Origin of the sequence: Bacillus cereus group sp. MS39 (assembly GCF_040448665.1) — a bacterium.
GTDB classification, from domain to species: domain Bacteria; phylum Bacillota; class Bacilli; order Bacillales; family Bacillaceae_G; genus Bacillus_A; species Bacillus_A wiedmannii.
Window position 1 is genome coordinate 4,023,444 of record NZ_CP123058.1, and the last position, 12,779, is coordinate 4,036,222.

Here is a 12,779-nt window from a genome sequence, read left to right on the forward strand (position 1 = left end):
CAAGGGCGATGTTCGTCGACGTGAACCATCGGTTTTCAGCAACCACCGACTCTCTGTGAGGCTTCACAATCAACTACTCCTCCCTCTCAACGCTTTCTTATGTTATAAAAAGTTGCTATCCAACTTTATTTTCTTCGTAAATCTTCTCTCCATCTTCTATAACTAACTTTCGGAATTCTTCTAATAAACGATTCGTATGTGGACCTGTTTGCCCTAAACCAATCGTTCTACCATCTACTGTCGTAACAGCAATTACTTCAGCAGCCGTTCCTGTTAAAAATACTTCATCAGCTACATATACATCATGTCTTGTAAATAACTCTTCTCTAACGTCATATCCAAGTTTTTCACCGATTTCTAATATAGCGTTTCGTGTAATGCCTTCTAACGCTCCAGCAGAACTTGGTGGTGTAATTAATTTATTTCCTTTTACAATAAACACGTTATCTCCTGAGCCTTCAGCTACGTATCCTTGATCATTTAACATAAGTGCTTCTTGTACTCCAGCTAATTTCGCTTCAATACGAACTAAAATATTGTTTAAGTAATTTAAAGATTTTACTTGAGGCGACAAAACATCTGGACGGTTTCGGCGCGTTGCAACTGTTACAACCGGAATCCCCTTTTCATAGTATTCTTGCGGGAATAAAGATAGTTGTTCTGCAATTACTACTACATTCGGTTTCTTACAAGAATCAGGATCTAATCCAAGATTTCCTGCTCCTCTCGATACAATAAGGCGAATGTATCCATTAGATAATTTATTTTGTCGAATCGTCTCAACAACAATATTCGTTACTTCATCTAAAGAATATGGAATTTCTAACATAATGGATTTTGCTGATTCATATAACCGGACAAGATGCTCTCTCAAACGGAAAACATTACCGCTATAAACTCTAATTCCTTCAAATACTCCATCGCCATATAAATAACCATGATCATATACTGAAACTTTTGCCTCGTCTTTTGGAACAAATTCTCCATTTAAGAAAATCCATTGCTCGTTCACTGGAAAGCGCCTCCTATGTTCTATGAATTTTTTATTGTTTCCTAGTTTACTCTCCTTTCTAAATAAATCAAGTGAATTTTTAGAAAATTTATAATTTTTAATCGTACGTACATCTTTGATTATATTGATTTAACAGCATTGTTAACGTTTACAAAAAGTCAAAAAATTTTTTTCGCCAATTTTCACTAAAAAAAATATTTGTTTAAAAGAAGGATTTTCATCAATTGATACGAATCTATTGTATTCAATAAACGGACGTCCGTTTTTATAAATTCGGGAATATATAACGACTTTTGCTGAAAAAGGGGGAAAATAATAAAAATAACGCTGTCTAAAAATAACATTCATATTTTTCATTTCGTAATCATAATCCTATTTTTAAAAAACAATTTGTCAAAATGAAGGAGGAAAACAATATGGCGTGTGTACAAATTAAAGGAACGAGACAAGAGGTAGTAGAAATGCTTCAACTATTTGATCTAATGGATACGAAAGGTTTTTGTAAATTCGATAATTATGTAGAGGTAGAACCAAATAATAAAGAACATAATAATTTTATTGCTTCAATTGACATTCACTCAAATACTTCTTCCAGCCAAGATACTTTAAACGATCAATTCGTAAGTCAAATGCTTACTGGTGTATATAACGACTAAACAAAGATTTACTTCCTACCGTCTTTTCATAAATATATGCAGTGGACTTGAGCATACTAGCAACTAGATGGTAGGAGGTGAGAATTATGGCTAGAATTGTTGTTGAAAACTCATTAACAGATGTTCAACAAGCTCTTCAGCAACAGGGACATGAAGTTGTTACCCTGGGTTCCGAACATGATGCACAAGGGTGCGATTGTTGTATTGTAACTGGGCAAGATTCTAATATGATGGGTATTGCAGATGCATCAATTAAGGGATCGGTAATTACAGCTCATGGTTTAACAACAGATGAAATTTGTCAGCAAGTTGAGAGCCGCACTTAAATTTAATATACAAAAAGAAAGAGGACTCCTTTTGAAAAGGAGTCCTCTTTTTTATATTCACCTAACGGGAAAGTAACATATACTGGATGAAAGCCCTACCTCTCTCTCATCATTACGGTTCCACTGACCGCTCCTTGATTCACTAGTATACATATAAAGCCTACAATAATAATTTATAGGGTTTGTTCACAAAAGTTGTTGGTAAGACTACCCGATCTTTCGCAAACTTTTCGTATTATATTTATAAGGTTTATTTACTTTACACTAGCTGTAACCGAGACACGAATTAAAATTTTAACACCAATACAATAACTTGTCAACATTTTTTACAAATTAAAAACAGACAGTAACGGTTTGTCTGTTTTAGAATGGAGCTTTTTCTTTTATTACATATACAACAAAACCGCTTACTAACATACATAAGCCAACTACTAAGTTTTTGATATTAATCATAAATTCCTCTCCCTTATTCCACACATCATATATATTTACAGTTCAATTATTCCGATCATCATAAAGCGCACTTTTTCTAATATATCACAATTCCTAAAAAATGCAAGTTCACTTTTGGCGACCATTTACAAATTTATCTACAGTGCTTGGTACAGTATTTAAAGCCTTCTCAATTAAATGTGTACTACTATTGAGGTGTAATACTTGCACACCGTTAGAACCAACTACTAAAAAAGCAACTGGGCTAATGGAAACCCCAGCCCCGCTTCCGCCTCCAAACGGATGGCTTTGCTTGTTCTCTTTATGCTGCCCTTGTCCGTTATTATGCTTTTCGGAAATAAAATCACCTTTAAAGTCACTTCCGCCGGCACCAAAACCAAAAGCCACTTGAGATACTGTTAATACTACATTTCCATCAGCCGTTGAAACTGGACTTCCAACAATCGTATTTACATCTACCATCTCTTTTAAATTTGTCATTGCTGTTTTCATTAAATTTTCAATTGGATGTTCCATTATGTATTGCACCCTTTCCTCATTATTCTTTTTTATACTTTCCAAAATAGAGGAAGTCATACTAACTTTTCCTATTTCAAAAAAACAATTCCACTCTTCTAAATGGAATTACGCCTTGTACTCGCTCGGATAAAGTGAAACTTTAATCAGCAGGGCTTTGTTCATCACCCACTGATTATTAGCCTTCAGCAATCAGGCGTTTGCGGGCCACAAATAGCGGGATAAAAAAGAACAAGAGATGCATACTACTATTGAACCTTGTTATGAAAGGAGTCATGACTTTGACTGAGAAATTTGATGAGTATAAAAAAAGAGATAGAATAGATAGTGATTATAGTGACTACAAAGAAGAATATGCAGCTGAGGTTGCACCACAGCGCATTGATTATGATTACGATGAGAAAGATAATAAAGATGATGTAAGATCGTCCGCCGCTGGATCAACGGCTGGCTTTATCGCTCTTGCCTTATCTATCTTATCACTATTTACCTTCCCAACATTATTTGGTCTTGTTTCTGTATTACTAGGGATCTACGCTTATAATCGCGGAGCTACTGTAACTGGTGGTATCGCTGCGATTGTCGGCGGAATTGCAGCACTCATTGCAATTTTATTCCGAGTAGCGCTTATCGGTTTATTGTTCTCCCTTTTTTAAAAAGAAAAAGGTATCTCGCTTATGCGGGATACCTTATCCTGTAAATACATCTTCCGATGGATATTTAATTTTTTGTTTTGCTGGTCGTGCTAAAGAAAAGACAAGTGTTAACGGTCCGATTAATCCACAAAACATAACAAACATAATAATACATTTTCCAAACGCTGATAACTTTGCAGTAATCCCCATCGTTAACCCTACTGTGCCGAACGCTGAAATTGTTTCAAATAGTAACTGAATAAAGCTGAAGTTTTCTGTAAGCATTAATACAAATACCGCTGCAAAAATGAGTATTTGACTGGCAACAGCAATCGCTAACGCTCTCGTTACTGTCGACATTTTAATTGTGCGCTGAAATAAAACGATTTCCTCTTTTTTTCTAAAGAAAGAAAGGACAGATGTAACTAAAATAACAAACGTTGTTAATTTAATCCCTCCACCCGTTGATACACTTCCTGCACCAATAAACATTAAAACCATCGTAAATAATATAGATGATTCTTCCATTCCCCCGTAGTCAACTGTATTAAATCCAGCAGTACGAGGAGTAATACCTTGGAAGAAAGAAGCCCATAACTTTTCATTTAAAGGTAAATTCCCTAACGTCTTCACATTATTATATTCCAATACAAAAATCACAATCATCGCTATAACATTTAGCGCTACTGTTCCGACAATCATGATTTTGGAATGAAGTGATAATTTTCGAAAGCTACGACTATACCATATATCAATTAATACTGTAAAACCGAGACCTCCTATTACGATTAATGAGCAAATCCCAATATTAATAATAGGATCTCCTACATACCTTGTTAAATTATCCGGCCATAGAGCAAATCCAGCATTATTATAAGATGCAATAACGTGAAAAATGCTATAATATACACCTTTTCCAAAACCAAACTCTGGAATAAAGCGAAACGATAAAAAAATGACTCCAATAAGCTCAATACAAATAGAAAATATAAAGACACGTTTTACTAATTTTACAAGACCACCTATATTTGTCTGATTAAATGCCTCTCCGATTAATAATCGATGGCGTAATCCGATTTTTTTACCTAATACCCAAACAATTAAAATGGCAATTGTCATAAGACCTAAACCACCCGTTTGAATTAAAAACATAATAACAATCTCGCCAAACATCGTAAACGTACTTGCAGTATCTACTACTCCCAATCCCGTTACAGTTGCTGCTGATGTTGCCGTAAAGAAAGCATCTACCCAGCTAATATGTACTTTCGTTGCAAATGGTAACTTTAATAACAAACCGCCAACCACAATTAAGCAGAAAAAACCTAGTGCTAATATTTGTGGTGGATTTAATCGTATAAAACGATTATACAGCCCTTGTCTTTTTGTTACTTCCATATTCACTAACTCCCTTTTCCCCTCATAACTAAAGGCTTATAAGAAACCTTACATAGCGGGATAAACCTTATATTCTTATAATATAGTTGAGCATAATCCTTTTTTTTAAAGATTTCAACTTTTATTTATACTCGAACTCCACTTCATTTTATGACAAGAAACTTTCTATTATATTTATTCGTACTCTACAACTCTCGCAACAATCATTTTATATGTATCATTTCTCAAATTCTCATACCTTTCACTCTATGTTCACATCAAGGTCACATCCAACTTTTATAGTATATGTATCGGAGCTGTTCCTCCCTAATTTATAAGACATTCCCAGTGTCTTGAACAGCTTTCCATCCTAATTAAATTGACATAAATTGTCCCCTTCCTTTGACCATCTCATATGCGATGGTCTTATTTTTTTATTTACTCTATCTTCTACTTAAAACTCCCTCTCTCTTTCACTCTATGTTCACACCAGGGTCACATCCAACTTTTATAGTATATGTATCGAAGTTGTTCCTCCCTAATTTATAAGACATTCCCCAGTGTCTTGAACAGCTTTCCATCCTAATTAAATTGACATAAATTGTCCCCTTCCTTTGACCATCTCATATGCGATGGTCTTATTTTTTTATTTACTCTATCTTCTATTTAAAACTCCCTCTCTCTTTCACTCTATGTTCACACCAGGGTCACATCCAACTTTTATAGTATATGTATCGAAGTTGTTCCTCCCTAATTTATAAGACATTCCCCAGTGTCTTGAACAACTTCCATCCCTAATTAAATTGACATAAATTGTCCCCTTCCTTAGGCCATCATTTGTGATGGTCTTATTTTTTTGTTTACTTTATCCTTTATGTAAAACTCCCTCTCTCTTTCACTCTATGTTCACACCAAGGTCACATCCAACTTTTATAGTATATGTATCGAAGTTGTTCCTCCCTAATTTATAAGACATTCCCCAGTGTCTTGAACAACTTCCATCCCTAATTAAATTGACATAAATTGTCCCCTTCCCTAGACCATCCTATGTGATGGTCTACTTTGTTTTCTAACTAGATTCCCCAACTTTTTTGCTTACTTTAGCAAAAGCAATCTATATTTAAATACATATTTTTATACAAAATATTCAGAAAATACTGTCAAAATAGGTAGTTTTTTTGTACAATTAATGTAGAAAGTAATTTTACAAAAATAAAGGGGGGGTTTTATTGAAACAAACAAAAGCAATCTTAATCGCATTATTTCTCGGTTTAGTTGTCGGACTCACTTTAAATTTAGCTGCACCATCCATTTTTGAACCATTAAATCAATATGTGTTCAATCCACTTGGTCAATTGTTTATTCGCCTCATTAAAATGCTAGTTGTTCCTGTTGTATTCATTTCTATCGTGCTTGGTTCTGCTGGGCTTGGAGACCCGAAACAACTTGGAAGAATCGGCTTAAAATCAATTTCATTCTTTCTTGTAACTACAGCCGTTGCCATCTCTATTGCAGTTACATTTGCACTGATTATACAACCAGGATCTGGCGGTAACTTTAAAACCGAAGGGCTTAAATATGAAGGGGCAAAAACCGAAACATCTTTCGTCGATACATTGCTAAATATCGTACCAGATAACCCAGCAAAAGCGATGGCTGATGGAAACATGTTACAAATTATTGCTTTTGCCGTATTAATCGGACTCGGTATAGCTATTTTAGGAAAACGGGTTCAAGGTATCCATTCATTACTTGAACAGGGCAACGAATTAATGATGTATCTTGTTAATCTCGTTATGAAATTAGCTCCAATCGGAACATTTGGATTGCTCGCTTCATCCGTTGGTAAAATGGGTCTTGCAGGCGTCGCTGCGATGTTCAAGTATATGATTGTCGTTATGCTAGTACTTATTATTCACGGCGTCTTCGTGTATGGCGGATTATTAAAGGTATTAGCAAAAGAAAGTATTGTCCGTTTCTTTAAACATTTCGGACCGGTAATGGCAATTGGGTTTAGTACATCTAGCTCTAATGCATCTCTTCCATTTGCAATGAAAACAGCACAAGAAAAACTGGGTGTTCCAAAAGCGATAAGTTCTTTTGTACAACCACTAGGTGCAACGATTAATATGGATGGCACTGCCATTATGCAAGGTGTAGCAACTGTATTTATCGCTCAAGTATACGGAGTTGAGCTTACTATGTCCCAATTAGCTGTCGTCGTATTAACTGCTGTACTAGCTAGTATCGGTACTGCTGGTGTACCAGGTGTTGGACTTGTAATGCTTACGATGGTTTTAAATCAAGTAAATCTACCCGTAGAAGGTATTGCCTTAATTATCGGTATTGATCGCATTTTAGATATGTCACGAACAGCTGTAAATATTTCCGGTGATGCAATTTGCGCAATGATCGTCGCAAAATCAGAAGAAAAATATAATACGGATCAATCCGCAGCATCTTAAATCAAAAAAGGAGTGAATTATTTCACTCCTTTTTTGATTTACTTCCTTTTTTCGAACGATATTCTTTTCCTTTGTTATCATTACCAGTCTCAAATTCCGCACTAAACTCTTGCTGAAATTGCCCTGATTTTGGTGAGCCTTGATTTCCGCTTCCTTTACTACCATTTCGATTTGTCATATTTCTGCCCCCTTCCTTTATTAATAGTATGTTACATATTTTCTTTTTTATAATCTTTTACATACGAAAGAAGACCTTCCTCACATAGGGAAGGTCTTCTCCTTTATTACGTAAGCGTTTTCTTACTTGTAATGAATTAAATAAGTTTTTTAGAAATTGATATCATTATATTCATTTCTTCTTCTGAAAGCGCGGAGAATCTTTTTTGTAAATATTTCTTTTTCTCCCCTTCCATTTTCGCAACTAAATCTTTTCCTTGCTCTGTAATCTCTAAATATACAACTCTGCGATCTGATGTAGAACGCGAACGGGTTACAAAGCCTTTATTAATTAATTTTTCTGTAACAGCTGTAATATGACTATTCGACACATTTAACTCATTAGCTACACGTGATACCATTTCTTTATTCGTACGGTTCAATATTCTAAGGACGATGAACTCATTCCACGGTATGTAACCACCAAATATTTTTCCAATATCATTACGCAACGTGCGAAACATAGCAAAAACATTTGTCGATAGTTCTTCCATTAATTGCTCTCGATTTTGAGACAATTTTGACAGCCCCTTTTACTTCATTTAGTTAAATAAAAACCTTATTAATAATTTTACATGAAATCTTACTTTTTGTCACCTTATTTCCCCATAATTCGTAGTTTTTTAATATACATTTCATGATACAATAAAGTTGATTTTCCAGAAAAAGGAGATGGAATAGTGAGTGAAGAAGACAAATTTTCTAATCTCAATCTAAAAGATAAGACTTTGATTATCGGTTTTGTTATTCTGTTGCTCATTATAATTTTTGCATTTATATTCTTTGTATATGTAGGAATCTTTCATATTACAGGTATAGAGTATAGATCACGCACTGCTTTACTTCTATTTTTTTTATTAATCACTTTCTTAGACGGTATTACATTCTTTATCTTCGGTTTCCTCAAGGCATTGCTATATCCAATGACAAAAAACATGCCAAATTGGCTGGCTATTACTCTTTTTGCAATCATTGAAATTACGCTAGTTTGGTTCGTCATTCATACTGCCGACGGTTGGATAGAGAGTGTTCAACTGTCCAACATTGCTGAATTATGTGTCGTACTATTCCTTTTCCTATTAAATCAATTATTAAGTGACAAGAAGGAGTAAGAATACAAGCTTTTCTATATAAAAATTGGTACAATGAAAACAAATCATACTAAAGAGGTGTTACTTATGAACTTACAACAATGGGCTGATAAAGGTATGTCTTTTGATACATATGTGAATGAAATGAAAGTAAATCAATACGAGCTACTGCACATTTACAATAACTTTTTAATTCCAAATGAATTACTTCCTGTATTAGAAGAACGCCAAAATGATGGCTGGCGTGTTATCGTATTAACAGCTGATTGGTGTGGTGACGCTCTTTTATGCGTACCTGTTATGAAACGAATTTCTGAAGTTGCAAATATTGATATGAGATTATTAATTCGCGATGAAAACTTAGAATTAATGGATCAATATTTAACAAATGGAACAGCACGTGCCATTCCAATTTTTATTTTCATTGATAAAGATGGAAATGAACAAGCCGTTTGGGGACCACGCGCTCCAAAAGTACAAGAGTTAGTAACTTCAATGCGCGCTACATTACCTGAAAAAGAAGATCCAACATTCGAAGAAAAACAAAAAGAAATGTACGCTAATTTCCGTGCTACATTAGCGGATGATACTTCTCTTTGGGAACATGTAATGGAAAGCATGATGGAAAAAGTAATAAAATAAAAAAACTGCCGAACTCGGCAGTTTTTTTATTACATAATGAAGAAATAGAATACCGCAGCTAAAATGAAACGGTAGTAAGCGAACGGTGTTAGTTTTACACGACCTAATAATTTTAAGAATGAAACAATTGCAAGCATCGCAACAACGAATGCTGTAATAAATCCTGTTGCAAATAACGGAATATCAGCCGCACTTAATATATCCCAGCTTTTAATTAAATCTAAACCACTTGCAGCTACCATCATTGGTACTGCTAAAATAAATGTATATTCAGCCGCCGCTGTATGTGACACGCGAGCTAATAAACCACCACTTATTGTAGAACCAGAACGAGAAAATCCTGGCCAAAGCGCTAAACATTGGAACATCCCAATTGTAAATGCTTGCTTATATGTGATTTCATCTAATGTTCTTGCTGTACTTGGTTTCGAAAACTTCTCAGCAACAATCATTAAAATACCACCAGCCACTAAACTGATGACAACTGGGCCTGGCCCAAATAAAACTTCTTTAATCGCACTATGGAACAATACGCCAAGTATGCCAGCAGGAATCATCCCGATAATAATATGTAATAAATTTAACGATGGTCCATCTGTTACTTTCCCTATACCTACTAAAGACCATAGACGCTTCCAAAATATAACAACAACTGCTAAAATCGATCCCAATTGAATAACAACTTCGAAAACTTTCGCTCTCTCGTCGTCAAATCCAAGTAAATGACCTGTTAAAATCATATGTCCTGTTGATGAAACTGGTAAAAACTCTGTTAACCCTTCAACAGCACCCATGATTATTCCAATTAACCAATCAGCCACGAGTAGTGCCTCCTTAATAACGAATATGTAATTTTTCACACCTTATCATAATACCTTATCCCCTTTTAAAGTGCATCTTTTTTTTATTGATTGTACATGTTGTATGCGCGTATTTCTTTTCTATTTGTTGATTAAATTGTATGATAGTAAGAGTTTGTTTTTTTAGCGGAAAGGGGATTTTATGAAGGAAACTAATTCATTCTCACAAAAATTAAAGCAATTTGTATTACTATTTTTCCCGATTTTCGTAACGCAAATGTCATTATTTGCAATGAGTTTTTTCGATACGACAATGTCAGGGCACGCAAGTCCTATTGATTTAGCTGGTGTTGCTATCGGAACAAGTATATGGCTTCCCGTTAGTACCGGATTAACAGGAATTTTAATGGCTACTACTCCAATTGTTGCGCAGCTCGTTGGATCAAAGAAAAAAGAGGATGTTCCCCAAGTTGTCATACAAGCAGTATATTTAGCAATTTGTGCTAGTTTCGTGGTCATCCTTATCGGTTTCTTCGCTGTTTCACCTATTTTAAACGGCATGCGCCTGGAAGAACCTGTGGAACGTATTGCAGCACAATTTTTAAGTATTATTGCAATTGGAATTATCCCTTTATTTACTTACACTGTTTTGCGCGGGTTTATTGATGCATTAGGAAAAACTCGCACAACGATGATTATTACATTACTATCATTACCAATTAACGTAATATTAAATTATGTATTAATTTTCGGTCATTTCGGTTTTCCAAAACTCGGTGGTGTTGGAGCGGCAATTGCTTCTGCAGCAACCTATTGGTGCATTTTAATTATTACCGTTATTATTATTCGTACGAAAGAGCCTTTCGCATCTTTCAATATATTTAAACAATTATATCGTCCTTCTCTTTCAAGTTGGACTGAATTCTTAAAACTTGGCGTCCCTATCGGATTTGCTATCTTTTTTGAAACGAGTATTTTTGCTGCAGTGACACTTATGATGAGTAATTTTAGTACGACAACAATCGCAGCTCATCAAGCAGCTATGAACTTCGCTTCCTTGTTATATATGACTCCTTTAAGTTTAGCAATGGCAATGACCATCGCTGTTGGATTTGAAGTTGGAGCAAAGCGATACAATAACGCAAAACAATATGGATTTATCGGGATTGGCTTAGCACTTGCATTCGCCCTATTATATTCAATTCTTCTCTACTTCTTTGATGATGCAATTGCTTCAATTTATACGACAGATGCAAATGTTCACCATTTAGCAAAAGAATTTCTTATATTTGCGATTTTATTTCAAATTTCAGATGCAATTGCAACTCCTGTACAAGGGGCACTACGTGGTTATAAAGACGTAAATGTTTCCTTAATTATGACATTAATCGCTTATTGGGTAATAGGTCTCCCTCTCGGTTACATATTAGCAACTTACACTGACTGGGCAGCAAAAGGATATTGGATCGGTCTTATTATCGGTCTAGCATTTGGCGCCACCTTCCTTCTTGTCCGTCTCTTTCAAGTTCAAAGAAAATATACAACAGAAAACCGCCACTCACGATAGAGGGACGGTTTTCTTTATGCATATTTTTTCTTTGAACGTATAACATAATGAAAAAGAAAGGTGGATACATATGGACGAAAAAGAAAAAAAGCAATCATTCGATGAAGAATTCGCCCCTGAAATTTCACCTGGATATCGGCAAGATGTACATAAGACACCTAAATATAAAAACACCTCGTTTTTAATGGGCATTACCATTTTTGCCGCTGTGTTACTCGTACTCATCATTTTCGTTTATTTTTGATGGAGGGTGGTCTATTATATGAAGAAACAAAATTCCAATCGTTCAAAAAGAACTGTGCAAACAGAAAAAGGGTATGCAGGTGATTCTGTTCTTACTCAAAAACAAGTCGAGCAAGGAAATTTATATATTGCTCAAAAAGAACTTGGTCAACAAAATGAAAACCTTTAGAATCCCTCAAAGAACTGGGGGATTTTTTTATCCGCTATTTGTAGCACTGATTCATGTTTCACTTTATTGTACATACTGTTTTTGTTCTAACACCTTAAATATATTATTAACCTTTACAATTTTCATTTCATAATTCAATTTCATTTCGCTTCTCTTACCATTTTCAGTACCCGCAACGTACGCTGCAGTTTGATAACGAAAACTTTCATCCGTCACTTCACGTATGTCCTCGTTTATAAATTTATACTCTAAATCCCGAAACCGATTTGGATAATAATTTCCTATTAATTGTTCATATCCTCTATTTACAAATAGTTCTTCACCTTTTCGTTTCACATCTTCTTTATTATTAAGCTCAAACACTGATAATTGCTCTGTCACAAAATGTTCTCCTACCTTTTTCATTTCATTATGAGTTAAAGTTTCTATACTTTTGTTCTTTAATTCATTATTTAATCCGTACTGATCAATCGGTTTAAAGCTAGCAAAAACCTCTTCTTTATATGACCAAAACAATCCAAAAGCGATACATAGAGAAATGATGAATAGTCTTTTCTTCGTGATACTCCCGCCCTTCTTCATAATGATAGTTATATTTTAACATATAGAAA

The 12,779-nt window shown here is 34.8% G+C and carries 18 protein-coding genes and 1 other annotated feature (1 of these 19 only partly in view); of the genes, 9 read left to right on the forward strand and 9 right to left on the reverse strand.

From position 1 onward, the window contains the following. Positions 1–99: a binding site (T-box leader), on the reverse strand; it reaches 129 nt to the left of the window's first position. Between the two features lie 16 nt (positions 100–115). Beyond that, a complete protein-coding gene (ilvE, locus tag QEP67_RS20850; RefSeq protein ID WP_064459956.1) occupies positions 116–1,012 on the reverse strand; it encodes a branched-chain-amino-acid transaminase in 897 nt (298 codons plus the stop codon). Between the two features lie 141 nt (positions 1,013–1,153). After that, complete coding sequence (locus QEP67_RS20855) at positions 1,154–1,369, reverse strand: hypothetical protein (RefSeq protein WP_016136600.1); 216 nt, start codon at positions 1,367–1,369, stop codon at positions 1,154–1,156. 59 nt (positions 1,370–1,428) lie between these two features. Between QEP67_RS20855 and QEP67_RS20860 the strand changes: the two genes are divergently transcribed. After that, on the forward strand, positions 1,429–1,668 hold the full coding sequence (locus QEP67_RS20860) for a DUF3911 family protein (RefSeq protein ID WP_000752505.1): 240 nt from the start codon (positions 1,429–1,431) through the stop codon (positions 1,666–1,668). Positions 1,669–1,754: 86 nt separating this feature from the next. Continuing rightward, the gene (locus QEP67_RS20865) at positions 1,755–1,994 is read left to right on the forward strand and encodes a YkuS family protein (RefSeq protein ID WP_353706402.1); all 240 of its coding nucleotides are present in this window, start codon (positions 1,755–1,757) and stop codon (positions 1,992–1,994) included. Positions 1,995–2,357: 363 nt separating this feature from the next. Here the strand turns inward: QEP67_RS20865 and QEP67_RS20870 are convergent, their stop codons facing one another. Together QEP67_RS20870 and ytfJ are read right to left on the reverse strand one after the other, a co-directional pair. Further along, entirely contained in the window at positions 2,358–2,447 is a 90-nt protein-coding gene (locus QEP67_RS20870; protein ID WP_000608225.1) for a hypothetical protein, read from the reverse strand. Positions 2,448–2,555: 108 nt separating this feature from the next. Continuing rightward, positions 2,556–3,023: a GerW family sporulation protein gene (ytfJ, locus tag QEP67_RS20875; protein WP_002096773.1), complete on the reverse strand. Its 468-nt coding sequence runs from the start codon at positions 3,021–3,023 to the stop codon at positions 2,556–2,558. Positions 3,024–3,226: 203 nt separating this feature from the next. On the opposite strand from ytfJ, the gene QEP67_RS20880 reads away from it, so the two are divergent. Next, positions 3,227–3,619, forward strand: a complete 393-nt coding sequence (locus QEP67_RS20880) for an imidazole glycerol phosphate synthase (RefSeq protein ID WP_074651135.1) — start codon at positions 3,227–3,229, stop codon at positions 3,617–3,619. 33 nt (positions 3,620–3,652) lie between these two features. On the opposite strand, the gene QEP67_RS20885 is transcribed toward QEP67_RS20880, so the two are convergent. After that, a complete protein-coding gene (locus QEP67_RS20885) occupies positions 3,653–4,996 on the reverse strand; it encodes a TrkH family potassium uptake protein (protein ID WP_000454120.1) in 1,344 nt (447 codons plus the stop codon). Positions 4,997–6,204: 1,208 nt separating this feature from the next. Between QEP67_RS20885 and QEP67_RS20890 the strand changes: the two genes are divergently transcribed. After that, entirely contained in the window at positions 6,205–7,440 is a 1,236-nt protein-coding gene (locus QEP67_RS20890; protein WP_000814822.1) for a dicarboxylate/amino acid:cation symporter, read from the forward strand. Between the two features lie 22 nt (positions 7,441–7,462). Here the strand turns inward: QEP67_RS20890 and QEP67_RS20895 are convergent, their stop codons facing one another. Continuing rightward, positions 7,463–7,618, reverse strand: a complete 156-nt coding sequence (locus tag QEP67_RS20895) for a hypothetical protein (protein WP_000184931.1) — start codon at positions 7,616–7,618, stop codon at positions 7,463–7,465. Between the two features lie 136 nt (positions 7,619–7,754). Continuing rightward, positions 7,755–8,174, reverse strand: a complete 420-nt coding sequence (locus tag QEP67_RS20900) for a MarR family transcriptional regulator (protein WP_000081443.1) — start codon at positions 8,172–8,174, stop codon at positions 7,755–7,757. Between the two features lie 162 nt (positions 8,175–8,336). Between QEP67_RS20900 and QEP67_RS20905 the strand changes: the two genes are divergently transcribed. Both QEP67_RS20905 and QEP67_RS20910 read left to right on the forward strand, forming a co-directional pair. After that, positions 8,337–8,768, forward strand: coding sequence for a YrvL family regulatory protein (locus tag QEP67_RS20905; protein WP_353706403.1), 432 nt, complete (start codon positions 8,337–8,339; stop codon positions 8,766–8,768). Between the two features lie 33 nt (positions 8,769–8,801). Continuing rightward, positions 8,802–9,389 (forward strand): thioredoxin family protein, encoded by a 588-nt coding sequence (locus QEP67_RS20910; RefSeq protein ID WP_074651557.1) that lies wholly within the window; start codon positions 8,802–8,804, stop codon positions 9,387–9,389. Positions 9,390–9,418: 29 nt separating this feature from the next. On the opposite strand, the gene uppP is transcribed toward QEP67_RS20910, so the two are convergent. Further along, entirely contained in the window at positions 9,419–10,210 is a 792-nt protein-coding gene (gene uppP, locus QEP67_RS20915; protein WP_000796242.1) for a bacitracin resistance undecaprenyl-diphosphatase, read from the reverse strand. 181 nt (positions 10,211–10,391) lie between these two features. On the opposite strand from uppP, the gene QEP67_RS20920 reads away from it, so the two are divergent. The 3 genes from QEP67_RS20920 to QEP67_RS20930 all read left to right on the forward strand — a co-directional run bounded on the left by QEP67_RS20920 (position 10,392) and on the right by QEP67_RS20930 (position 12,168). Continuing rightward, positions 10,392–11,756: an MATE family efflux transporter gene (locus QEP67_RS20920; RefSeq protein ID WP_000665398.1), complete on the forward strand. Its 1,365-nt coding sequence runs from the start codon at positions 10,392–10,394 to the stop codon at positions 11,754–11,756. Between the two features lie 70 nt (positions 11,757–11,826). Then, positions 11,827–12,000, forward strand: a complete 174-nt coding sequence (locus tag QEP67_RS20925) for a hypothetical protein (RefSeq protein ID WP_000343561.1) — start codon at positions 11,827–11,829, stop codon at positions 11,998–12,000. A gap of 18 nt (positions 12,001–12,018) precedes the next feature. After that, entirely contained in the window at positions 12,019–12,168 is a 150-nt protein-coding gene (locus tag QEP67_RS20930) for a hypothetical protein (protein WP_000744624.1), read from the forward strand. Between the two features lie 63 nt (positions 12,169–12,231). Here QEP67_RS20930 and QEP67_RS20935 read toward each other — a convergent pair whose 3' ends face one another. Continuing rightward, on the reverse strand, positions 12,232–12,750 hold the full coding sequence (locus tag QEP67_RS20935; RefSeq protein ID WP_000715248.1) for a hypothetical protein: 519 nt from the start codon (positions 12,748–12,750) through the stop codon (positions 12,232–12,234). Positions 12,751–12,779 lie beyond the last annotated feature (29 nt).